A 21981-nucleotide genomic window follows, 5' to 3' on the forward strand; every position below is an offset into this window, starting at 1 on the left:
CACTCCAGTATCTCACTTGATAAGGCGTTGGGGTGCCAGAGCATTCACCCTGGCACCCCAACGCGCACTCTACCCGACTCTATTGGGGCCGGGCACTGCCCTGTCCGCCAGGACAGGGCAATGTCAGGTCCTGGCTCATCCTGAGAGCCCGGTGGGGTCGGTCAGCATCTTCCCGAACACATAGAGCGTCCCCGCCAGAATGGCGCCCCACTGGATATTCCTTTGCTGCTCCGGCGTTGGCTGCCAGGCCTGAACCGTCAACGGCGCTGGCACGGTTACAGGTTCCATTCCCCGCGGGGACTTGCCCCTGGGCTGCTGCTTACGTGTCCACCAGCCGACCACCCCCTTGTACTCCTCTCCTGTGCGCTTGGAACCCGTTCGCGTCCGGGTCGACTGCGCCACCAGTTGCTGCTTGGGGTTCAACGGATCAATGGTCGCTACCTGCGGAAGCTCCCACCCCCGCTGCACGACCCGGCCAAACGGCTTCTTGCGCTCGATCTTGTTCATCGCGTTGATGTAGCGGTCCAGCGTCGCGGGACCGTCCGCCTCGGCCGTCTTGGCGGACTTCATCTCCCATACGTAGATGTCGTCCTCGAAGATCATGACGATGTCGGCTCGGCCGCCATAGCCGTTCTTGCGCTGCGCGCCGGGTATGTAGTACTCGGTGAGCACCTGCACATTGGGGTTCTGCGACCACTGGGCCCGCAGAAAGGCCGCCATGGCTTCGACCGCGGCGTTGTGCCGGATCCGGTCCGCCGCCATGTCCTCACCCGAACGACCCTCCCGCTGCGTGGTGGCCCCGGAACTCTGAGTGGCCCCGGCGATGAGAGGAATCCCGGACGCTGTGGTCCCACCGCAGACGTCCTTTATGCCGTCCGCGCACGGCAGATGCCCATCGCGTTCGATGAAGCTGGTGGGGTTGCCACCCGTGAAGGCGTACCGGTTACTCGTGTAGGGGTCCGCGCCGAGTCCCATGTCTGCGAGTGCACCGTTGTACATGTCCCGGGTGGTGAAGCGGTTCAGACCCGGGTTGTAGTCGCGGAAGCCCATGTCGTAGGTGCCGGACTGGGCGTCCCAACGCTTGGCGTTGAAGCGATAGGGGTTGTATGCCTCCTTCGTCGGGTCGGCGGCGTCGGGCTTGTCGAGACCGGTGAACTCGGACTGGTCGTCCTTGCCGTAGGCGGTGTAGCCGTAGGTGGCCTTGGTGTCACCCGTGTTTCCGGTGAGGGTTTCGACGTCTGTGTGGCTGTTGTAGCTGTAGTAGCCGTCCTCCGTCGTCCCGTCGGTGTTGTGCTTAACCTGGGAGAGGCGCTGGCCCCACGGGCTGTACTGGTAGGACTTGGTGAGCTGGCCGGCGACCTCTTCGCTCAGCACCTCGCCGGACAGTCCCAGGTAGGTGAAGTCGGTCGTCTTTCCGTCCGCCGTCTTCGACGATGTGCGGTCGAGCGGGTCGAAGGTGTACGTCGTGGACTTGATCGCCCCCGTGTCGTCCAACTTCTGGGACTCTACGACATGGTCGAAGCCGTCGTACACGCTCCGCGACATCACCTCGCCACCGGAAGTGACGGACTCCTGGCGGCCGAACGGGTCGTAGTTGTGGTTCGCCGTGACGCCCGACGTAGTCGCCGTCAGCAGCCGGTTACGGTCATAGGTGTAGGTGGTGGACGTGCCCTTTACCGTCTGGCTGATGACGTTGGCGTTGTCGTCGTGGACGTAGGTGTCCGTGCCCACACCGTTGCCGGTCTTCGCCGACTTGGCGAGCCGATCGACCGGATCGTAGGTGTAGTCGGTGGTGGACTCGAGGTACGCCGCGTGGTCGTCGGCGTTCATCTTCTTCGCCACGTCCTGCGCCTTGTTCCCGTTGGGGTCGTAGGCGTAGGTGTGCGAGGCGACGAGGGTGCCGTTGCCCTTGTTCTCCACCGCGGTCTTCAAGGCACCGTCGAGGTAATAGGTGTAGTCGACGATGTTGCCGTTGTCCTTGGTCTCCTTCAGCGTCTGACCACGGGCGGTGTAGGTGTACGACGTCACCTTCGGGTCCGTGTCCGTCGCGGTCTTGCCGACCGAGACCGTCTTGACCAGTTCACGCAGGTCGTACGTGTACTTCGAGAACTGGTCGGGGTGGGTGACCGTTTCCGGCCGGCCGTTGGCGTCGTACGTGTACGACGTGGCCTTCTGTTCCTGGCCGGCCAGCGCCTCGATCACCTTCTGAACCTGGTTGAGGCCCGTGTAGGCGACCGTGTACGCGTCGGTGTCGGAGCCCGCGGAGGAGTCGTCGATCGACGTCAGGTTGCCGTTGGCGTCGTAGGCGTAGGTGAAGGTGTTCTTCTCGGTGTCGATGTCGGCCGAGTTGTCCCGTACCAGCTTCACACCGTCGGCGACCACCTTCCCGTCACCGTTCTCGAACAGCGCCAGCTTGGCCGCGTTCCCCTGTGTGAAGGCGTACGACCCCAGCGGGACCCAGGCCCCTGCGGAGGCCGTCTGGTCGACCGTCTTGTCGACCGTGCCCGTGGAATGGGTGAGGGTGTACTTCGCCGCCGTGGCGGCACCGCTGACCTGCGGGTACTTCACGTACACGTCGTACGTGCCGTCCGCCGGGATGTTCAGCGTCCAAGTGAAGGCATCCGTACCGGTGCCTGCTGCGTGGGTGGCGTGGTCGTAGTTCTGCTGGCCTTCGGCGTCTCCCTTCGTCCAGGTGCCGGTCGATGCGGTGTTCTGGGTGTCGGAGTTGTCGACCAGGACGACGTTCTTGCCGACCGGTACACCGTCGTCGGACTTCGACTTGAGCTTGCCGTCCGGGAAGTACGACCAGCTCATGGTGCGGTTCGAGGAACCGCCGGCCGAGGTGAGCGTCCGGGCGGTCTGCTGGCCCAGGTCGTTGTAGTCGTACGTGGTGGAGATGTCCCACGGGTCCGTGGACGACTTCACCCAGCCGTTGTCGAAGTAGCTGAAGGTCGTGTCGTTGCGGACCGTCTGGCCCTCCGACGGCGGCAGCGAGGACTTCGCCACCCGGCCCACCGCGTCGTACACCGTCTCGGTATAGACATTCGGGCTGTTGTAGCGGGTGTCGTTCGGGTCGTACGGCTGGAACTGCTTGACCGGACGGTTCAACGCGTCGTACTCGGTCCGGGAAGCGAAGTCATCCGCGTTGGCCGTCCCCACACCTCGCGGGCTGATCACCCGTGTGGCGTTGCCGACCTGGTCATACTCGTACTTCGTCGTGCGGTATGTGATCGAGGTGGTGCCGGAGTGCGGGACCTTGACCTCGGTCTGCTTGCCGCGCTCGTCGTAAGTGACGGTCGTGGTGTTGTTCTCCCCATCCGTCGTCGAGACGACGAGCGAGTCCTTGTCGTACGCCCGCGACGTGGTCTTGCCAGCCGCGTCTGTGACCGTGGTAACCCGGTGGTTCAGGTCGTAGGCGGTCTTGGTGGTGTAGTCGGTGGTGTCAGCGGTCGCGTTCTTTTTCGGATCGATGACCGTGGTGACGTTGCCGACGTTGTCGTACTCGTACGAGAGCATGTCACCGGCCGCGTTGACGACCGAGGCGAGCTGGTAGATCTCATCGTAGTGGTGGGTGGTGATGTAGTCGTTCGGGTCGGTTGTGGTCAGCGTTCCCTTGGGCTCGGTGGTCGATATGACGTTGCCGACCTTGTCGTATGTGTACGTCGACTTGCGCTCGTCCGACGTGGCAGTGTCCTTGGGCGCCGTTGCCGAGACAATCTGGTCGGTGGCGTCGTACACAGCCGTGGACACCGCGCCGTTGGGCGCCGTGGACGTGGTGACGTTGTCGTTGGCGTCGTACTCAGGCGCCGGCGTCGTGATCAGCTCACCGGCTGCCTGGTCCTTGGGCACGGTGTTGACCAGCAGGCGGCCGAACGTGTCGTACGTCTGCGTGGTCTTCTTGCCCAGGGCGTCGGTGACCTCGGTGACCTGGCCCCGCTCGTCGTAGACGAAGGCCGTGGACTTGTTCAGCGCGTCCGTGATGGTCGCCGGGTATCCGGTCGGCCCGAAACCGCTGTTCGTCGTCGGGTTGCCGTTGGCGTCGGTCGCCTTGGTCATCTGACCGTAGGCGTCGTACTCGTACGACGTCGTATAGTCACCGGCGACCGTGGTCGTGGCCACACCCTTCGGGTCAGTGACCGTCTTCAGGTTGCCGAACGAGTCATAGCCGAACTCCCAGGCACGGCCCTCCGGAGAGGTCTTCCGAAGCAGGTCCGCCGAGTAGCCGTCCAGACGCGTCTGGTACTCGTACTTGGACGCATTGGCCGGGTAGGTGCCCGGCGCGCAGTCCGAGGACGGCGGGACGCCGGCCTTGTTGTTCTCCGCGTCGCGCTGCCAGAGCGGGTAGCCCGTCTTCTGGTCGTAGCAGTACGCGGTCTTGGCGCCGTTGGCTTCCTCCAGGTACGTGACGTTGTTGTCCGCGTCCCACGACATCTTCGTCGTCTCGGACTTGGCGTTGGTGGTCTGCACCGGGCGGCCGAAGTCATCCGTCACATAGGCCGTGGCGTGGTTCTCGGCGTCGGTGACCCTGGCGTCCGTGAACTTGGGGTTCGTGGCGTTCGCGGCGTAGGCGAAGCCCGTGGCGCCCTGCAGACGGTCGGTAATCTCTTGCGTCCACCAGTGGTACTTCGGGTCGTCACCCTCCTTCGGGTAGTAGTACGCCAGCGACGTACCGTTCCCGCGCGGGTCGGTTGCCTTGACCAGCTTGACGTTCTTGTTCCCCTGCGTGGCGTCGTAGGTGAACGTGAAGTCCTTCGGCTGGCCGGAGCCCGCACCGTCGGTGAACTGACCCAGCAGACCCTTCTCCGTGTAGTAGAAGGCGATCTTGCGGCCCGAGATGTCCGTCATGGACTTCACGTGGTCGTAGATCTTGGAGTTGGTCAGGTTCGAGCCGGAGACCTTCGCGCCCGTGTCGTCGATGTACTCGTAGGACGCGTCATGCCTGTTGTAGTAGTCGACGGTGAGCGACTGACGGCCGGCCGGGTCCGTGATGTACTTCAGGAACTTGGTCGGCTTGTTGTTGGACCTGCGCTCCTCGTAGGTGAACGTCTGCGTGTTGCCGTTCTTGTCGACCGTGGACGTCATGTAGCCGTCGCAGCCGAAAAGGAAACGCGTCCCGTCCGGGCGGGTGAGCGTCCAGGCGTCCGGGACCGGGTCGGCGGACGGCTTGCAGTCCAGGCCCGGCTTCATCTCGACCTTGTAGTGGACGCCCGCCGGGGCCTTCCAGGTGCCGTCCTCCCGCTTGCGGAAGACATGCGACGTGCCGTCCCCGTCTGGGAGACGGATCTCCGTCGGATTCGGGTTGGGGTGGAAGTCCAGCGGCGCCCCGAGCCGGATCGGCCCGGCCGCCTGGAACGACCAGCCGTGACCGGCGACCGTGTCCGAGGTGTCCTGCGAGTTGTACGCGAACCGGGCGAAGGTGCTCAGGCCACGGCCCGGGTTCGTGAACGCGTTGTACGACCAGACGCTGTTGCCCGATGCCAGGTTGTTCATCACCGTCGAGCCGGCGCCGGTGTTCTTGCCCGTGTAGGAGTAGAACTTCTCCAGGCCGAGCTGGTTCGACGTCGGGTCCTCGACCGCCACGTTCTGCTTCAGCGCCGGGATGCCGCCCGTGCCCGCCGACAGCCAGGTGCCGTCCGCGACCTTGCGGACGTCCCAGCCGAGGACGTACTCGTTCCGCTTGTTGCCGGAGTCCGAGTTGATCGGGGTCGAGACCTGGGCCTGGATGGTGGCCGACTTGCCCGGAAGCAGGGCCGGGATCGGGGTGGCGAGCTGGTTGCCGCCCGTCGTCACGTCCGTGCCGTCGGGGAGCTTCCAGGTGTAGGACAGCTCCCGCTCACCCGCAGCCCACGCCGAGGACGTGGTGTTGGTGACCGTGAAGTCCACCGTGTAGGTGGTGTTCGGGGTCATCCGGGACGGGGTGGTGGGCGCGTAGTACGTCGACTGGGTGGTCGAGTCGACGTAGATGACCTGCATGTACGGGCGCAGCTGCGGGTCGGCGGCCTCCGCGGACAGGAACAGGGAGCGTTCCTGCGGTCCGGTGGAGGACTCGTCCTTCAGCTTGACCGCGACGCCCTTGTTGCCGGCCGGGGTCTTCACCCAGCTCTGCATCAGGCTGGTGGCGTCCCACCAGTGGCGGCCGACGTCGGACATGTTGGCCACGGTGTCGGAGACGGCGGCGGACATGTCACCGCCGGGGCTGGTCCAGGCGGTGGTGGAGGTGGCGTTGTTCCAGGTGGCCTGGGTCTCGGAGAAGTCGCGGGTCAGGGCGTGGAGTTCGTAGATCGCTCCGCTGCTGTCCGTGGTGGTCTCGGCGCCCCACATGTACATCCGGTTGTCGAGCACCGTGGCGGTGGCCGGGATGTCGCTGGTGGGGAACTTCAGCACGGCGCGGGTCTTGCCGTAGGTGCCGGAGTTGTTGCCGACGCTCAGCCACTTCTGGCCGACGCCCCAGGACTGGATGGTGTCCTGGTTGGTGGTCGGCTGGGCGGAGGAGAGGGTGGTGTCGGTGACGCCGCCCTGGCTGCCCTGGATGATCTTCATCGTGCGGCCGGCCTTGGGGATGCCCACGACCCGGGTCGGGGACCCGAGCAGGTCGCCGTCCTCGGTCTTGACCGCGATCTGGTAGTAGTACGACTTTCCGATCTCGCTGGAGCTCGAGTCGGGGGTGGGGACCGCGGTGGTGTCGGTGTACGCGGTGACGCTCTTGTCGATCGGCGCGATCAGAGTCGCCGCGGACGGCGTGAAGTCCTGCCGCGTCGAGCGGTGCAGCTGGTACTCGACGATGTCCGCGCCCGCGGCGCCGCCGGTGTTCTTGTACGCCGGCCAGTGCAGCTCGGGACCGGTGGAGTGCACCACGGTCGGCGAGTCGAGTGCGGTGCCGACGCGGCCCCAGGTCACGGTCAGGCGCGGGATGCTCGCGGTCTCGCCGCCGTAGTAGCCGTCACCGGACTCGTAGCGGGGGCCGCCGAGCGGACCGGTCGACGACTCGTCCGCGGCCTTGAGGATGAAGCCGTGGTTCGCGGTGCCGTTCACCCACTTCTGCACGGTGTCGGCGACCGGGAACTCGTGCCACTGGTTGTACTCGCCCTTGTTCTTGACGATCTGGGCGGGGTTCACCAGGCGCACCGCGTCCGCGATGACGGCGGTCGAGGTGGAGGCGGGCCCGTCGCCGAGGACGACCTTGCCGACGGTGCCCTTGGTGAACGGCAGCTGCTTGCCGCCGTTCAGCGAGGTCCACACGCCGTTGGTGCCGGCCGTCTGGTCGACGGTGAACGTCTGGCTGCCGTCGCGGTGGGTCACCGTGTACGGGGCGTTGGTGGCCCGGTCGGTGGCCGCCACGTAGTGGACGTCGACCCGGTAGGTGGCGGTGTCGGTGACCTTCGGCTGCCAGGTGTAGGTGTCCCCGGCGACCGAGTCCTTGTTGTAGTGGTAGTCCTGCCCGATCGCGTACTGGGTCAGCGTCGAGCCGGACGCCGGCCAGGCGCCGGTCGCGGCCGTCGTGCCCGCGTCCCCGTCGTCGGCCTGCACGCTGGTGCCGGACAGCTCGCCCAGCAGTCCGGAGGTGTTGGCCCAGGTCGCCGTCGACTCGTCCCACGCCCCGGTCGCCCGGTGCGCCGCGATGGGGACGTCGTCGCCGTTGGTGGTGTGCGACTGGTCGAAGTAGACGCCGAGCCGCGCCCCGTCGACCTTCACCCCGGCCGGGATCTCGTCCAGCGGGAACTTCAGCAGCGAACGGGACTGCGCGCTGCTGGAGGTCTTGCCCACCGACAGCTTCCACGACGAGTTGAAGTTCGTCGCGGCCGAGTCGGACAGGACCATGGTGTCCTGCGAACCGGACGGCGAGGGCGCGATGGTGATCGTCGGATCGATCACCACCGGGTACTGGCGCTCCTTCGCCGCCAGCCACTTCGCGTCCGGAGTGACGGTCAGCTTCCAGCCGTCGCCGTCACGGGCGAGCTTCTGCGTGACGGACGCGGTGTACTCGTACCCGTACGGCGAGGAGGCCGACTTCTTGGCGTCGGTCATGTACGGGGCCGGAATGACCAGCACCGGGGTGTTCGGCAGTTCGCCGAAGAAGGCGATGGACCCGTCCTTGCGGGCCTTGGGCGTCAGGCCCTGCGTGTCCAGGGTGAAGGTGAACTTCACCGGACCGGCCGGGCGCTGCGCCAGGGTGATGTTCTCCTTCACCCGGCCGGGACCGACCTGGTAGGAGAGATCGGCGCCGTTCGACGCCCCCTTGTAGGTGACGGTGGCGCCCTTGGCCTCGGGCTTCAGCTTCCCGCCCGCGCCCTGAAGGCCGAGGGTGACCGACCGGTCGCCGTCGGCCGTCTCGAAACGCAGCAGCCTCTCCGCGTCGGAGCCGAACCAGCTGCGGCCCGTGTTCGCCGTGTTGGCGAAGTCGAAGCCCTTGGCCCTGACCGCCCGGACCTGGGGGTCGATGGCCTTCCACGACTTGGAGGCCGGGTCCTGGTACGAGGTCGGCGCGGCCGACAGTTCGGCCTCGACCCGGCCGTCGGAGAGCTGCCAGAAGCGCGCGGAGGGCGTCCGGCGGGAGGTCAGTTCCTTGACCCGCTTCGCCTTCGGATCATTCTTTCCCGGGGCGAGCTTCTGCCGGTCGGCTATTCCTCGATTACCGTACGAGGGCGGCTTTTCGCTATCCTCTGCGTCATCTTCGAACCACCCGGCGACGGTGTCGACAATTCCCTTGCCGTCGTCCTTGCCGGGCTCTGATGGCGGGGCCGCGTATGCGACCTGCGGAAGCAGTGTGCCTGCCACCGCCGCGACCACCAGACAGGAGATGTATCTCCCGTATGGCACCTTCACGTCGTTACCTTTCGACATCGGCGGCCGCCGGCGCAGAGGCGGAAGCGGGCACGCCGAACGAGCCGGAGCGAGGAATTCCGCCCGGCCTGGAGCATGACTGCACCGCCGTCCGCGAGCAGAGAAACCCCAGCTCATGGAAGCGGCAGCGGATTATTGACCATGCGGGTGACGCACCGTCAACCCCACGGACATTCAGGGGCAACCCGACCCGGGAAACACCCCCACTCCACCCCTTTTGTCCGATCGCTCGCGCGGTGCGCTCCCTGTGGTGTATAACCGCCCGGTTCGACCACTTCGACATTGATCCGACTCACCGAAAGCCGGTCCCCTTTCATGTCATCCAAGGAATCCACGGAAAGCGCGGAGCCGACGGCGGAGTCCGCCGGAACGCCGGACACGGAAACCGCGGAAGTGGAGGTGACAGAAACGATGAAGACCGGCCAGAAAACGGCCGTCGCGGAAATGAAGGACGAGCAGACCGAGGATGCAGAGGCGGCGAACAAGAACGCGGAGAAGGGCGGCGGCCGGGCGGGCTTGATGATCGCCGCCGTCCTGCTGCTCGCCTGTGGCGGCCTGGTCGGCTACGGCGTGCTCAACACGCAGGACGGGCCGAAGCCCTCCCCCGCCACGCCGGCCGCCGAGGTGACGTACGAGGTCACCGGCGAGGGCCCGGTCGAGATCTCGTACCTCGGCCGCGGCGAGGACGGTGCGGCGACCGTCGTCCGGGACGCCGAACTCCCCTGGAAGAAGACGGTCCAGGTGCCGCTGGGCGAGGCGCCGACCGTGGCCGTCGTCCTGGGCGAGAAGGGCGGCCGGGCCGCCTGCACGCTCGCCATCCGCGGCGAACACGTCCAGCGCGCCACCGCCACGGGCGAGTTCGGCCGCGCCACCTGCGCGGGCGAACTGCCCGCCACAGACAACTGATCGGCTGATCGAGGCGCACGGCACGCGCGTACAAGTTCACGAGCGATGGCATGAGTCCGAGAGGGACCGCGCACGGCGGGCGAGCAACACGAATCGCGCCATCTGGCCGGCGACGGGAGCCGTGGTCCTCGGGGCCTCCGGGGTGACGGCCGTGGCCGTCACCGGCTCCGAGGAGGCCGGCGCCCGCGACGACTCCCGCCCGGTGAAGGCCCACACGCTGGCACCGGACGGCAAGGACACCGGGAAGCGGGAGCTGTCGCGTACCGAGACGCAGCTCTTCTCCCTCGTCGGCGTCTCCTGGGACGACAGCGCCGACGACTTCGAGGGCAGCGCGCAGATACGCACCCGCGGCGGGCGACACCGGGGTCTACCGGACCGGCGAGAAGGCCACGCTCAACACCATTTCCGGGCACCGTGACGGCTTCGCCACGCTCTGCTCGGGCGCCACGCTCTACTCGGCCCTGCCGGAGATCCGCCGCACGGCGGGCGCGTCGGTGTACGCGACGCGCTGAACCCCCGACGGCCGTCTCCCGCCCCCGCGGTGGGGGCGGCCGCCCTCTCGTACGCGCGCGGGACTCAGCCGGTGACGCGCGCCCGGCGCGAGACCGCGGCGCGCAGCACGCGGCGGCCCTCCACCGACACCTCGAGCGCGTGGCGCAGCCCGTTGCCGCCGGCCGGTTCCGCGAGCATCTCCAGTATCTGCGCCTGCCGCCGCAACTCCCCGGACAGCAGCGGCCCGGCGCCCTCCGCTTCGCCCTCGCGGCAGCGTTCCAGGGCGTCGGGCCCGCAGCCGCCCGCGTCGAGTCGGCGGTGCACCTCGAGGGCGGCGAGGGAGCAGCCGTCCGCCCACTCGCGCAGGGGCCCCGCGGCCCAGTCGGAGGGAGCGGCGCCGAGCATCCGGCGGACCAGGGCGGCGTCCTCGTCGGCGGCGGGCATCGCCTCCATGGCCTGGCGCACGGCCGCGAGTTCGCCGGCCCAGCTCTCCTCGCCGTCGGCGAGTCCCGCCCAGAGCGAGCGCAGGGTGTCGTCCTCCGCGGCGAGCACCGGCAGACAGCGGTCCAGACACGCGAGCCCACTCGCGGCCAGTGCCCGCTCATCCGCTTGTGCGATCAGGGCCGTCAGGCTGTTGGAGGTCATACGGACGCCTTCCGTCACGGACGCAGTACTTTGCCCTTGTACCTGTCTCTACTGCGTTCGTTGGCTCGAATGCGTCACAGCGTGGCCGGAACGTTACCGTTGACGTCGAGCGTTCGCACACGGTCGCGCCACCGCTCTGTTACGTTCCCTTCACAGGAACTGGCCCCGCGGAGCGCGCTGTTGGCCCGTCCTGACGTGACCGCGGTGTGAGCCCGCACACCCCCGGGCGGACTCACACCGCGACCGTCGGCGCGCAGCACACCGCACCCGCCGTTTCGGCACCCCCGGTGCAGCCCGCCGCCGTCCTCGGGCAACCGTCACCGAGACCTTCCCCTCTCGTCGCCGTACTCGTCGCGCGCCGAGCAGCCCGCGCCCATCTGCCAGCAGAATGCCGGCTGTGCTCGTCTCTCCACCGACGAGGTGCTGGGCGACATCGACCGCGGAAGGCGCCACGAGTGATCGTCATCGACGCCGGAGCGCTCGTGATGCTCCTGGCCGACTCGGGCCCCGTGGGCGAGGCCCTGCGCGACCGGGTGCAGGGCGAGCGACTGCTCGGCCCCTGCCTGATCGACGTGGAGGTGACCTCGGCGTTGCTCGGGCGACACCGCGGCGGGAAGCTGACCGGCCCGGAACTGGACGACGCGCTCGCCGCGTTGGCCGTTCTCCCGATGCGCAGGCTCGAGCATGTGCCACTGCTCCCCCGCGTGCGGGAGCTCTCCAGCAACCTCTCCGCCTACGACGCCACGTACGCGGCACTCGCCGAAGGTTTCGACGTACCGCTGGTGACCAGCGGCGGACGCCTCAGGGACGGGGCGCGGGGGCAGGCCAAGTGCGCGGTCGAGGTGTTCGACGAGAAGACCCTGCCCTCTGCCGGAAGCGGCTGAACCGCTCCGGCAGAGGACCACCCCGATGTCGACCCGGGTCAGCCCAGCTTTCGCGCCAGTTCGTCGAACGACTGCCAGCTCCGCTCCGGCTGCCGCGGGTCCCACAGTTTCTGGGCCGTCGCCTGCAGCGGGCGGCGGATGCCGGACGCGACCTGGTCCTGGGTCTGGGCGTTCGCCAGGTCGCACCAGACGGCGAAGCGGCCGCCCAGGATCTGGGCGGAGTACTTCTCCGGCACCGCCTCGGTGCCGCGCAGCACCAGGGGGGTCCACTGCTCGTAGATGCGGCGGCCCGTCGGGTAGGTGAACTGGTTGGGCTCGCCGAGCACGTAGTAGAGGAACTCGTCGTTGAGGTTCACCACCCGCCGGCCCTCGGCCAGGTACTCGACCGGCGGACGGGCCCCGATCTCCTTGCCGGTCCAGTACTCGACCTCGACGCTCTTGTCGACGGTGACATTCCCGCCGCGGAAGAAGCCGTCGTTCCACGCCTTGGGGGTCTTCTTCGCCTCGCGGACGACGGCGGCGCGGTCGTTCAGCCAGCCCTCCGCCAGGTCCTCGATGGTGGCTCCGGCGCCGTGCTTCTGCGCGGCGGCGCGGGCGAGCTGCGGGTAGGAGGCGGCCGGGTCGCTCACCGTCAGGGCCTGGTACTCGTCGGCGCCGACGTGGAACCAGGCGCCCGGGAAGAGCGCCGCGTACTCGCGCAGCAGGTCGTCGACGATGCGGGCGGCGTCGGGCCGGGAGATGTCGATGGCGCCCCGCCTGGGCGTTCCCTGGGTGTTGCGGAGCTGGAGCTGCGGATGAGCCCGCAGCACGGCGCCCAGGTGTCCCGGGGAGTCGATCTCGCCGAAGACGGTGATGTGCAGACGCTCGGCGAGCGCCAGGATCCGGCGGACCTCGTCCTTGGTGAGGTGCTGCTCGGAGACGACCTCGGGGTGCGAGTCGGACTCGATGCGGAAGGCCTGGTCGTCGGAGAAGTGCAGGCCGAGCTGGTTGAGTTTGAGGTCGGCCATCTCGCGCAGCCGGTCCTCGATCCACCCGGCGGTGAAGTGCTTGCGCGCGATGTCGAGGTTCAGTCCCCGCTGGGGGCGGTCGGGCCGGTCGCGTACGACGCCCTCGGGCATCGAGCCGCCCGAGCGCACCGCCTGCTTCAGGGTGCGGGTGCCGTAGAAGACGCCGGCCTCGTCCGGGCCGGTGATCCGTACCCGGCCGCCGCCGGTGGTCAGCGTGTACGACTCGGCGGCGCCGTCACCGGCGAGGGCCAGCTCCACGTCGCCGGCCCGGGCGGCGACCGTGCCGCGGTAGGTGAGCTTCAGTTCCTGGGCGAGCAGCCTGCCCTCGTCGGACAGGGCCTCGCTGCCCTTGGCGACGACGACGCCGCTGTCGCCGGTCCGGCTCCAGCCGGGGCCGCGGGCGGCCTGGTGGGCGCGGACCGAGGGGATGGTCGCGGGTTCCTCGGACATCGGATAAGTGCGGGTGGGACTCGGGCTCGGGGCGGCGGCCTCCGATGTGGTGCCCGCCCGGTCCGGTGGCGCGCTGCCCGGTTCGGGGGCGCCTTCATCGGAGCAGCCGGCCAGCGTCATGGAGAAGACGGCGGCCGTGGCGGTTATCGCACCGGTCAGGCGAATCCTGCGAGAGAGCCACATCGGTCTGATACCTCCCATAAGCGGTGAATTCCCGTACAAGCTCCCCCTTCTTTGTCCACTACCTCGGATCAAACTCTCCCGTTCGGGTGAAATTCGCGCATCCGTCGGACAGCTTCGCGTCCTGGTCGATAGCGTTACGACACACCCTTCTCTCCCTTCCCTACCGCCCCGCTGCCTTCGAGGAGCCCCCGCTGACCAGCGAATCCCACGCCGGCCTCCCGCAGCGACCGCCGACACTCCACCACACCCGGAGCGCCGCCGCCCCTTCTGCCATACCGTCCCAGCGTCGCGCGCAGCCGGGCCTCGAGCACTTCAACAGCGCTCCGGCCGACGCCGCGGAGGCGATCGTCCTCGCCTGCTGCGGCAGCCGCCGCTGGGCCCGCCGCGTGGTCGAGCACCGGCCCTACCCCGACCTCGAGTCCCTGCTCGCCGGCTGCGACGAGGCCGGATACGACCTCAGCCCCGCCGACGTCCACGCGGTGCTGGCCGGCGAGCGGTCCACCGGACTGCCGCCGAGCGCCCCGCAGGCCGCCCACACCGCGCTCGACGCCGCGCACACGGCATACGAGGCCAAATTCGGGCATGCGTTCGTCATCTGCCTCGACGCGTACGGGCGCGACGAGTGTCTGGACCAGGTACTGGCCGGGATCCGGAGCAGACTTTCCCACGAGCCGGACGAGGAGCGGGCGATTTCGGCCGAGGAACTGCGGGCCCTGGTCCGCTCCCGCCTGGCGCACGCCATGGCCGACCAGTCGGAGAGCGACACCCCGGACCCCGCCGGCCGGTAGCCCGGCGCGCCCCGGCGGGGCCGCGGGGACTGGTCCGTACGAGGCTGATTGATTGCCTGTTTGATCACACCTGTGGACCCCGCGCGAACGAACCGACAACACGTCGCTACGATGGCCAGGGCCGGTGGACCGTACCCGGCCGGGCCAGACCGACACCCACAAGCCGGCATGGCCCCAATCCCCGCTCCCGGAGGGTTCTTCCGTGCCGGCTGGAACGCTGTACCGCGGCCGGGAAGGAATGTGGTCCTGGGTGGCTCACCGAGTCACCGGCGTCCTCATTTTCTTCTTCCTGTTCGTACATGTGCTGGACACCGCTCTCGTCCGCGTCTCTCCTGAGGCGTACGACGAGGTCGTCGCCACCTACAAGACGCCCATCGTCGCGCTGCTGGAGTACGGCCTCGTGGCCGCGATCCTCTTCCACGCGCTCAACGGCCTGCGCGTCATCGCCGTGGACTTCTGGTCCAAGGGCCCGCGCTACCAGAAGCAGATGCTCTGGTCCGTGATGGCCGTCTGGTTCGTACTGATGGTGGGCGCCCTTTACCCCGTGCTCGGCCACGCCGTCCGCGAAGTCTTCGGGAGCTGAGGCCAGAAATGTCCGCTGACACCACTTCCGCCGTCGGTCCCGTCGAGGGTGCACACCTCTACGATGTGGACAACCCGGCCCCGCTCATCGAGGCCCCGCGCAAGCGCACCAAGAAGACCCCGCGGTCGACACGCGGGAACTTCGAGATGGCCGCATGGCTGTTCATGCGCCTGTCCGGCGTGGTCCTCGTCGTCCTGGTCATCGGCCACCTGCTGATCCAGCTGGTGCTCGACGGCGGCGTCTCCAAGATCGGCTTCGCCTTCGTGGCGGGCCGCTGGGCGTCCCCGTTCTGGCAGACCTGGGACCTGCTGATGCTGTGGCTGGCCATGCTGCACGGCGCCAACGGCCTCCGCACGGTCATCAACGACTACGCGGAGCGCCCGAACACGCGTCTGTGGCTCAAGGGCCTGCTGTACACCGCCACGGTGTTCACCATCCTTCTGGGCACGCTGGTGATCTTCACCTTCGACCCGAACATCCGCTAGGCACGGGGCTGAGGTAATCCACCCATGAAGATCCACAAGTACGACACCGTCATCGTCGGGGCCGGCGGCGCCGGTATGCGCGCCGCCATCGAGTCGACGAAGCGCAGCCGCACCGCCGTGCTGACGAAGCTCTACCCGACCCGCTCCCACACGGGCGCCGCGCAGGGCGGCATGGCCGCCGCGCTGGCCAACGTGGAGGAGGACAACTGGGAGTGGCACACCTTCGACACGGTCAAGGGCGGTGACTACCTGGTCGACCAGGACGCCGCCGAGATCCTGGCGAAGGAGGCCATCGACGCCGTCCTCGACCTGGAGAAGATGGGCCTGCCGTTCAACCGGACCCCGGGCGGCACCATCGACCAGCGCCGCTTCGGCGGCCACTCCCGCAACCACGGCGAGGCGCCGGTCCGCCGGTCCTGCTATGCCGCGGACCGCACCGGCCACATGATCCTCCAGACGCTGTACCAGAACTGCGTCAAGGAGGGCGTGGAGTTCTTCAACGAGTTCTACGTCCTGGACCAGCTGATCACCGAGGTCGACGGCGTCAAGAAGTCGTCCGGCGTGGTCGCCTACGAGCTGGCCACGGGCGAGATCCACGTCTTCCAGGCGAAGGCCGTGATCTACGCGTCCGGGGGCACCGGCAAGTTCTTCAAGGTGACGTCCAACGCGCACACCCTGACCGGTGACGGCCAGGCCGCCTGCTACCGCCGCGGCCTGCCGCTGGAGGACATGGAGTTCTTCCAGTTCCACCCGACGGGCATCTGGCGCATGGGCATCCTGCTGACGGAGGGCGCCCGCGGCGAGGGCGGCATCCTCCGCAACAAGGACGGCGAGCGCTTCATGGAGAAGTACGCGCCGGTCATGAAGGACCTCGCGTCCCGTGACGTCGTCTCCCGCTCCATCTACACGGAGATCCGCGAGGGCCGCGGCTGCGGCCCCGAGGGTGACCACGTCTTCCTGGACCTGACCCACCTGCCGCCGGAGCAGCTGGACGCCAAGCTCCCGGACATCACCGAGTTCGCGCGTACGTACCTCGGCATCGAGCCCTACACGGACCCGATCCCGATCCAGCCGACCGCGCACTACGCCATGGGCGGCATCCCGACCAACGTCCAGGGTGAGGTCCTCATGGACAACACCACGGTCGTGCCCGGCCTGTACGCCGCCGGCGAGGTCGCCTGCGTCTCGGTGCACGGCGCCAACCGCCTCGGCACCAACTCGCTGCTGGACATCAACGTCTTCGGCAAGCGCGCCGGCATCGCCGCCGCCGACTACTCGGCCACCGTCGACTACGTCGACCTGCCCGAGGACCCGGCGTCGTTCGTCGCCGAGCAGGTCGAGCGGCTGCTGGGCTCCACCGGCTCCGAGCGGGTCTCCGTCCTCCGCAAGGAGCTCCAGGAGACGATGGACGCCAACGTGATGGTGTTCCGCACCGAGCAGACGATCAAGACCGCGGTCGAGAAGATCGCCGAGCTGCGCGAGCGCTACCTCAACGTGTCCGTCCAGGACAAGGGCAAGCGGTTCAACACGGACCTGCTGGAGGCCATCGAGCTGGGCAACCTGCTCGACCTGGCGGAGGTCATGGCCGTCTCCGCGCTCGCCCGCAAGGAGTCCCGCGGCGGTCACTACCGCGAGGACTTCCCGAACCGCGACGACGTCAACTTCATGCGCCACACCATGGCGTACCGCGAGGTGGGCGACGACGGCTCCCAGTCGATCCGTCTCGACTACAAGCCGGTCGTCCAGACCCGCTACCAGCCGATGGAGCGTAAGTACTGATGACTGCCCCGACCCTGGAGAAGCGGGAAGCCGGCTTCGCCGACTCCCCGTACATCACCGCCACCTTCCGGATCCGCCGCTTCAACCCCGAGGTGTCGGAGCACGCGGTCTGGGAGGACTTCCAGATCGAGATCGACCCCAAGGAGCGCGTCCTCGACGCCCTCCACAAGATCAAGTGGGATGTCGACGGCTCGCTCACCTTCCGCCGCTCGTGCGCGCACGGCATCTGCGGCTCCGACGCGATGCGGATCAACGGCAAGAACAGGCTCGCCTGCAAGACGCTGATCAAGGACATCAACCCGGAGAAGCCCATCACGGTCGAGGCCATCAAGGGCCTGACGGTCCTCAAGGACCTGGTCGTGGACATGGAGCCGTTCTTCCAGGCGTACCGCGACGTGATGCCCTTCCTGATCACGAACGGCAACGAGCCGACGCGTGAGCGTCTGCAGTCCGCCGAGGACCGCGAGCGCTTCGACGACACCACCAAGTGCATCCTGTGCGCCGCGTGCACGTCCTCGTGCCCGGTGTTCTGGAACGACGGCCAGTACTTCGGCCCGGCGGCGATCGTCAACGCGCACCGCTTCATCTTCGACTCGCGCGACGAGGCCGGGGAGCAGCGCCTGGAGATCCTCAACGACAAGGACGGCGTGTGGCGTTGCCGCACCACGTTCAACTGCACGGACGCCTGCCCGCGCGGTATCGAGGTCACCAAGGCGATCCAGGAAGTGAAGCGCGCCCTGATCACGCGTCGCTTCTGACCCCGCCGCCCCTCATGTGACACGGCGTCAAGAGCCCCGGCTCCCACGGTGGAGCCGGGGCTCCCCCGTATGCCGGATCGGGCTTCACCTGCTCCGGCGCACCTGGCAGGATCGGAGGACGCGCCCCATCCGAGGCAGCGGGAAAGCGGGGACGAGAACATGACGACGCCCAACCCTTACCAGGACGGCGAGCCCGAGTACGAGTGGGGACCGACCCAGCCGCCCGGTACTCCGGCCTACGGCTACCCCGCCGCCGCGCCGGGCTACGGCTACCCCCACGACCAGACCCCGGCCTACGCGCACACGCAGCCCGCCGGCGTCCCGGTGCCGGTGCCGCCGATGGCGATGGGCGGGCAGCCGCTGGTCGCGATCGGCGACATCATGGTCCTGCAGGACTCGATCGTCACCCCCGCCGGCACGCTGCCGCTGAAGGCCGCCGTGTGGAACGCCACGGACCTGTCCCGCACCGAGGAGAAGATCCCGACGTACGCGATCGTGCTCGCGATCGTCTTCGCCGTCTTCTGTCTGCTGAGCCTGTTCTTCCTGCTGATCAAGGAGAAGACGACCGCGGGCTACATCCAGGTGACGGTGACCAACGGCGGCAAGCACCACTCGACGATGATCCCCGCGCACCGCCCGGAGACGTTCCAGATGGTGATGGGCCAGATCAACTACGCGCGGTCGCTGAGCAGCATGTAGCTCCCGCCGGGCGGGGCGCCGGCGTTCAGGCCGGAGGGGGCGCGGCCGGCGGGTGGACGGGCCGCTCGAAGAACGTCTCCAGCACGACCGTCGCCCGCGTGCCGCTCACCCCTTCGACGGTGTACAGCCGGCGCAGCACGTCCTGCAGCTGCTCGGTGGTGGACGTGCGCACCTTCACCATGACGGACGCGCTGCCGGCGATGACGTGCGCCTCCTGGATCTCCGGGATCGCGGCGAAAGCCTCCGCCGAATCCCCCATCCAGGCCGACGAGTCGACCATGACGAAGGCGAGCACCCCGAGGCCCAGCGCGGCCGGATCGGCGTCCACGGTGGTGCGCCGGATGACACCGCGCTCGCGCAGTTTGCGCACCCGCTCGTGCACGGCGCCCGCCGACAGGCCGACCGCCCTGCCGAGCGCGGCGTAGGGCTGGGTGGCGTCCCGCTGGAGCAGTGCCACGAGCTCACGGTCGATGTCGTCCATGGTTGCGACCATACCTCATACTGCGATAGGCATTACGAGCCGAACCACATTCGGATTTACTTCGGGAGGGCCGCATGACGTCCACCACCCCACGTCCGTCGATATACGAGATCCTGGACGACCGCTTCCGCACCGGCCGCTGCGCCAACGGCGACGAACGGCTCGAGCAGCTGCACGGCGACTGCCGCTGGGCCGAGGGGCCGGTCTACCTCCCGGCCTGGCGCCAGCTCGTGTGGAGCGACATCCCGAACGACCGGATGCTGCGCTGGGACGAACAGACCGGCGCGATCGGCCTGTTCCGCTCCCCCACCGGCCACAGCAACGGCAATACGCTCGACCGCGAGGGCCGGCTGATCTCGTGCGAGCAGGGCAACCGCCGGGTCACCCGCACCGAACCGGACGGCCGGATCACCGTCCTCGCCGACCGCTTCGAGGGCAGGCGGTTCAACAGCCCGAACGACGCGGTGGTGCGCTCCGACGGCTCCGTCTGGTTCTCCGACCCCACCTTCGGCATCACCAGCGACTACGAGGGTCACCGCGCCGAACAGGAGATGGACGGCTGCGACGTCTACCGGATCGACCCGTCGACCGGTGCCGTCCAGCGGGCCGCCGACGGCTTCGGCGGACCCAACGGCCTCGTCTTCTCGCCGGACGAGCGGCGGCTGTTCGTGTCCGACACCGTCGCCGGCCACATCCGCGTCTTCGGCGTCCGCGACGACGGCACCCTGGACGACGGGGAGGTGTTCGCCGAGGCGACGGGCGGCGACGCCCGGTTCGACAACATCCGCTTCGACGACGAGGGCCGGCTGTGGGTGGCGGCGATGCACGACGGCGTCCACTGCTACGACCCCGACGGCACCCTCATCGGCCGTATCCGCGTCCCGGAGGCCGTCTCCAACGTCGCCTTCGGCGGCCCCAAGAACAACCGCATGTTCATCACGGCCACGACCTCGCTGTACTCCCTGGTCGTCTCCGTGACCGGCGCCCCGCGCATCCGCCGCGCCTGAGGGGTCGCACCGGGGCCGCCCGGCGGGACTTCGGCTCAGGCGGCGCCTGGGGGCCGCCGGGAGGGCCGCTCAGCGCTCCGGCCTGTCCGCCCTCTCGGCCCTCTCAGAACGCTCCGGCCGCTCCGGCCGCTCCGGCCGCTCCGGCCGCTCCGGCCGCTCCGGCCGCTCCGGCCAGGAAGCCGGTCAGCAGGGCGCTCGTCTCGGCCGGCCGCTCCAGGCCGGGGAGATGGCCGGCCCACGGCAGTTCGAGATGGCGCGCGTTCGGCAGCAGCTCCGGGACGCGGGCGGCCGCCCGGGAGAAGTCCGGCAGGTCGTGGCCGCCGGACACGGCGAGGCAGGGCCCGGTGAACGCCGAGAAGTCGGGCAACTCCGTGACCCTGCCGCCGGACAGGACGTAGGGCGCGCCGTCGCTCTCCACGGCCTTCTCGGCGGCCGTCTGGACCTCGAAGGCGTGGAGCTGCATCGCGTACACGGCGTCCCTGGCCGCCTCGTCGGCGTCCGGGCCGACCCAGGTGGCGACGTTCAGCGCGGCCGCGCCCGCCAGGTCCTCCGCCTCGAAGAACTCGTCCTCACGGGCGCCGAAAGCGGCCAGTTCCGCGCTCGGCTCATGTCCGGGCAGCGGGGCGGCGCACAGCAGCGCCAGCGCGCTCACCCGGCGCGGGGCGGCGGCGGCCGCCAGCAGGGCGACCCGGCCGCCGAACGAGGACCCGACCAGGGCGGCCCGTTCGAGACCGAGGGCGTCCATCAGCGCGAGCACGTCGCCGGCGTCCGTATAGGGGCCTTCGGCCACCGGTGTCGTGCCGTAGCCGCGGAAGTCGCAGCGCACCACCCGGTGCCCGGCGTCCGCCAGCGCATGGAACTGGGCCTCCCACATCCGCCGGTCGCACACGGAGGAGTGGAGCAGAAGAACGGGCGGGCCTTCGCCGGCCTCGTCGTAAGCAAGAGTCATCGGGCCGAGGTTACGGCCACGCCCGCCTCCGGCGCTCCGCCTTTCCTCCGTCGCCCTTCCTCGCCGCCGGCCCGGTGCGGCACTGACTTGAACATGTTCAAAGGCAGGTCTACAGTCAGGACCGCCAGCTTTTGAACATGTTCAAGGGAGGGTGGGGCATGGACCTCACTGTTGTCGCGTACGTCGCATACCTGCTGATCAGCGTCGGGCTCACCGCCTGGGTCGCCCGCACCCTGAGCAAGAACGGGCGGATCTTCCTCGCCGACGTGCTCAAGGGGGACGAGAAGCTCGCGGACGCCGTGAACCACCTGCTGGTGGTCGGCTTCTACCTCGTCAACCTCGGCTTCATCGCGCTCTATCTCAGGTCGGCCGACGAGATCACCGAGACCCGCGGCCTCTTCGAGGCCCTGTCGGTCAAGATCGGAGTCGTCCTGCTCGTCCTCGGCGTCATGCACCTCGGCAACGTCTACGTGCTCAACAAGATCCGCCGCCGCCGGGTGATGGAACGTGAGCAGACTCCGCCGGTCGGCCCCCAGGGCTGGACGCAGCAGGCCCCCGCGGGCCCGTGGACCGCCCCCGCCGGCGGCCCCGCCGGAGCGTGACCCCGATGGGCATCGCGGTCCGGTCGCTCACCGTCCTCTACGACGCCGACTGCTCCCTGTGCGTGCGTCTGCGGAGCTGGCTGCTGCGGCAGCCGCAGCTCGTGCCGCTGCGCCTGGTGCCCGCCGGGTCGGCGGAGGCGCGGCGCAGATATCCGAGGCTCGACCACGCGAGGACCATGCGCGAGATCACCGTCATCGGCGACCGGGGCCAGGTCTACTCGGGCCAGGCCGCGTGGATCGTCTGCCTCTGGGCCCTGGCCGAACACCGGCCCAGGGCCCACTGGCTCGCCACCCCGGCCGGCGCCCCGTTCGTGCGCGTCTCGATGCTCGCGGCGGCCAAGTACCGGGAGGCGACGGGCTCCGGAGCCGCCGGGGCCGCGGGGAGCACGGGGGCCGCGGGGGCCGTTCCCTGCGACGACCGGTGCTCGGTACCCGACTAGGC

Annotated in this window: 17 protein-coding genes; 12 read left to right on the forward strand and 5 right to left on the reverse strand. The window is 68.8% G+C overall.

Translation table 11 applies throughout. The features are described from left to right. Positions 1-135: 135 nt before the first annotated feature. Positions 136-8841 carry a DNRLRE domain-containing protein gene (locus ACFYOP_RS23235; RefSeq protein WP_356895459.1) on the reverse strand — a complete coding sequence of 2902 codons (8706 nt, stop codon included), beginning with the start codon at positions 8839-8841 and terminating at the stop codon, positions 136-138. A 411-nt stretch (positions 8842-9252) separates the two neighbouring features. On the opposite strand from ACFYOP_RS23235, the gene ACFYOP_RS23240 reads away from it, so the two are divergent. Together ACFYOP_RS23240 and ACFYOP_RS23245 are read left to right on the forward strand one after the other, a co-directional pair. Next, complete coding sequence (locus tag ACFYOP_RS23240) at positions 9253-9747, forward strand: hypothetical protein (protein WP_356895457.1); 495 nt, start codon at positions 9253-9255, stop codon at positions 9745-9747. A 121-nt stretch (positions 9748-9868) separates the two neighbouring features. After that, on the forward strand, positions 9869-10165 hold the full coding sequence (locus ACFYOP_RS23245) for a hypothetical protein (RefSeq protein WP_356895455.1): 297 nt from the start codon (positions 9869-9871) through the stop codon (positions 10163-10165). Positions 10166-10323: 158 nt separating this feature from the next. On the opposite strand, the gene ACFYOP_RS23250 is transcribed toward ACFYOP_RS23245, so the two are convergent. Further along, complete coding sequence (locus ACFYOP_RS23250) at positions 10324-10884, reverse strand: hypothetical protein (RefSeq protein WP_356895453.1); 561 nt, start codon at positions 10882-10884, stop codon at positions 10324-10326. A 455-nt stretch (positions 10885-11339) separates the two neighbouring features. On the opposite strand from ACFYOP_RS23250, the gene ACFYOP_RS23255 reads away from it, so the two are divergent. Continuing rightward, on the forward strand, positions 11340-11768 hold the full coding sequence (locus ACFYOP_RS23255) for a type II toxin-antitoxin system VapC family toxin (protein ID WP_356895451.1): 429 nt from the start codon (positions 11340-11342) through the stop codon (positions 11766-11768). A gap of 38 nt (positions 11769-11806) precedes the next feature. Here ACFYOP_RS23255 and ACFYOP_RS23260 read toward each other — a convergent pair whose 3' ends face one another. After that, positions 11807-13408: a glycoside hydrolase family 20 protein gene (locus ACFYOP_RS23260; protein WP_356895449.1), complete on the reverse strand. Its 1602-nt coding sequence runs from the start codon at positions 13406-13408 to the stop codon at positions 11807-11809. A gap of 191 nt (positions 13409-13599) precedes the next feature. On the opposite strand from ACFYOP_RS23260, the gene ACFYOP_RS23265 reads away from it, so the two are divergent. The 6 genes from ACFYOP_RS23265 to ACFYOP_RS23290 all read left to right on the forward strand — a co-directional run bounded on the left by ACFYOP_RS23265 (position 13600) and on the right by ACFYOP_RS23290 (position 18500). After that, a complete protein-coding gene (locus ACFYOP_RS23265; protein ID WP_388452735.1) occupies positions 13600-14196 on the forward strand; it encodes a 2-oxo-4-hydroxy-4-carboxy-5-ureidoimidazoline decarboxylase in 597 nt (198 codons plus the stop codon). Between the two features lie 202 nt (positions 14197-14398). Then, positions 14399-14779 carry a succinate dehydrogenase, cytochrome b556 subunit gene (sdhC, locus tag ACFYOP_RS23270; protein WP_264246720.1) on the forward strand — a complete coding sequence of 127 codons (381 nt, stop codon included), beginning with the start codon at positions 14399-14401 and terminating at the stop codon, positions 14777-14779. Between the two features lie 8 nt (positions 14780-14787). Continuing rightward, the gene (locus ACFYOP_RS23275) at positions 14788-15264 is read left to right on the forward strand and encodes a succinate dehydrogenase hydrophobic membrane anchor subunit (protein ID WP_005313119.1); all 477 of its coding nucleotides are present in this window, start codon (positions 14788-14790) and stop codon (positions 15262-15264) included. A 24-nt stretch (positions 15265-15288) separates the two neighbouring features. Continuing rightward, positions 15289-17043, forward strand: coding sequence for a succinate dehydrogenase flavoprotein subunit (gene sdhA / locus ACFYOP_RS23280; protein ID WP_356895446.1), 1755 nt, complete (start codon positions 15289-15291; stop codon positions 17041-17043). Further along, positions 17043-17801, forward strand: coding sequence for a succinate dehydrogenase iron-sulfur subunit (locus ACFYOP_RS23285; protein ID WP_356895444.1), 759 nt, complete (start codon positions 17043-17045; stop codon positions 17799-17801). Before sdhA ends, ACFYOP_RS23285 begins: the two co-directional genes overlap by 1 nt. A 159-nt stretch (positions 17802-17960) precedes the next feature. After that, entirely contained in the window at positions 17961-18500 is a 540-nt protein-coding gene (locus tag ACFYOP_RS23290; protein WP_356895442.1) for a hypothetical protein, read from the forward strand. 25 nt (positions 18501-18525) lie between these two features. Here ACFYOP_RS23290 and ACFYOP_RS23295 read toward each other — a convergent pair whose 3' ends face one another. Next, positions 18526-18981: an Lrp/AsnC family transcriptional regulator gene (locus ACFYOP_RS23295; RefSeq protein WP_356895440.1), complete on the reverse strand. Its 456-nt coding sequence runs from the start codon at positions 18979-18981 to the stop codon at positions 18526-18528. 74 nt (positions 18982-19055) lie between these two features. On the opposite strand from ACFYOP_RS23295, the gene ACFYOP_RS23300 reads away from it, so the two are divergent. After that, on the forward strand, positions 19056-19988 hold the full coding sequence (locus ACFYOP_RS23300; protein ID WP_356895438.1) for an SMP-30/gluconolactonase/LRE family protein: 933 nt from the start codon (positions 19056-19058) through the stop codon (positions 19986-19988). 103 nt (positions 19989-20091) lie between these two features. Here the strand turns inward: ACFYOP_RS23300 and ACFYOP_RS23305 are convergent, their stop codons facing one another. Further along, positions 20092-20937: an alpha/beta hydrolase gene (locus ACFYOP_RS23305; protein ID WP_356895436.1), complete on the reverse strand. Its 846-nt coding sequence runs from the start codon at positions 20935-20937 to the stop codon at positions 20092-20094. Between the two features lie 158 nt (positions 20938-21095). On the opposite strand from ACFYOP_RS23305, the gene ACFYOP_RS23310 reads away from it, so the two are divergent. Together ACFYOP_RS23310 and ACFYOP_RS23315 are read left to right on the forward strand one after the other, a co-directional pair. Further along, entirely contained in the window at positions 21096-21539 is a 444-nt protein-coding gene (locus ACFYOP_RS23310) for a hypothetical protein (protein ID WP_356895434.1), read from the forward strand. Positions 21540-21544: 5 nt separating this feature from the next. Next, entirely contained in the window at positions 21545-21979 is a 435-nt protein-coding gene (locus ACFYOP_RS23315; protein WP_356895432.1) for a DCC1-like thiol-disulfide oxidoreductase family protein, read from the forward strand. Positions 21980-21981: the final 2 nt, after the last annotated feature.

This window comes from Streptomyces sp. NPDC006294, from assembly GCF_042870895.1.
Lineage (GTDB): Bacteria > Actinomycetota > Actinomycetes > Streptomycetales > Streptomycetaceae > Streptomyces.

Coding starts and splice junctions, on each gene's coding strand:
- ACFYOP_RS23300 (WP_356895438.1), top strand. CDS start 19,056: ATGACGTCCACCACCCCACGTCCGTCGATATACGAGATCCTGGACGAC.
- ACFYOP_RS23310 (WP_356895434.1), top strand. CDS start 21,096: ATGGACCTCACTGTTGTCGCGTACGTCGCATACCTGCTGATCAGCGTC.
- ACFYOP_RS23305 (WP_356895436.1), bottom strand. CDS start 20,937: ATGACTCTTGCTTACGACGAGGCCGGCGAAGGCCCGCCCGTTCTTCTG.
- ACFYOP_RS23240 (WP_356895457.1), top strand. CDS start 9,253: ATGAAGACCGGCCAGAAAACGGCCGTCGCGGAAATGAAGGACGAGCAG.
- ACFYOP_RS23235 (WP_356895459.1), bottom strand. CDS start 8,841: ATGTCGAAAGGTAACGACGTGAAGGTGCCATACGGGAGATACATCTCC.
- sdhA (WP_356895446.1), top strand. CDS start 15,289: ATGAAGATCCACAAGTACGACACCGTCATCGTCGGGGCCGGCGGCGCC.
- ACFYOP_RS23275 (WP_005313119.1), top strand. CDS start 14,788: ATGTCCGCTGACACCACTTCCGCCGTCGGTCCCGTCGAGGGTGCACAC.
- ACFYOP_RS23315 (WP_356895432.1), top strand. CDS start 21,545: ATGGGCATCGCGGTCCGGTCGCTCACCGTCCTCTACGACGCCGACTGC.
- ACFYOP_RS23295 (WP_356895440.1), bottom strand. CDS start 18,981: ATGGACGACATCGACCGTGAGCTCGTGGCACTGCTCCAGCGGGACGCC.
- ACFYOP_RS23250 (WP_356895453.1), bottom strand. CDS start 10,884: ATGACCTCCAACAGCCTGACGGCCCTGATCGCACAAGCGGATGAGCGG.
- ACFYOP_RS23290 (WP_356895442.1), top strand. CDS start 17,961: ATGACGACGCCCAACCCTTACCAGGACGGCGAGCCCGAGTACGAGTGG.
- ACFYOP_RS23260 (WP_356895449.1), bottom strand. CDS start 13,408: ATGTGGCTCTCTCGCAGGATTCGCCTGACCGGTGCGATAACCGCCACG.
- ACFYOP_RS23285 (WP_356895444.1), top strand. CDS start 17,043: ATGACTGCCCCGACCCTGGAGAAGCGGGAAGCCGGCTTCGCCGACTCC.